Source organism: Paenibacillus taichungensis, assembly GCF_013359905.1.
Classification (GTDB): Bacteria; Bacillota; Bacilli; order Paenibacillales; family Paenibacillaceae; genus Paenibacillus; species Paenibacillus taichungensis.
The window spans coordinates 1-419 of the sequence record NZ_JABMCC010000090.1 but is presented as its reverse complement, the minus strand read 5'-3'; the positions used below and the strand labels follow the sequence as shown (position 1 = coordinate 419).

Sequence of the window (419 nt, the reverse complement as noted above, 5' to 3'; positions counted from 1 at the left end):
TATGCTGATGTTGGGCGGTATCGCCATTGCAGTCGGATTGGGTTGGTTGGTTTCTCAGTACATGCGTGATTCGGGTAACACAGTACTGACAAATATGGACTCCGTAGCTTCCGGTGGTATTGATCCAGATTCCAATCCATCAGGCACACCAGACGGATGGGTTCGTCAGTAATCTTTTTTAACCGGCACATTTCATAATGTGTACATAAAATAATGGAGGTTTATTACAATGAATGGTTACATGGTGAGGAAAGTACAACGTTGGATGAAAAATGAGTCATCTGCATCACAAACAACAGAAACAGGTATGCTGATGTTGGGCGGTATCGCCATTGCAGTCGGATTGGGTTGGTTGGTTTCTCAGTACATGCGTGATTCGGGTAACACAGTACTGACAAATATGGACTCCGTAGCTTCCG

The 419-nt window shown here is 44.6% G+C and carries 1 protein-coding gene; it reads left to right on the top strand.

Features of this window, described 5'->3' with window-relative positions; translation table 11 throughout:
* Window positions 1-229: 229 nt before the first annotated feature.
* On the top strand, window positions 230-419 hold a 190-nt coding region (locus HP548_RS02885; RefSeq protein ID WP_175380842.1), incomplete at its 3' end, for a hypothetical protein.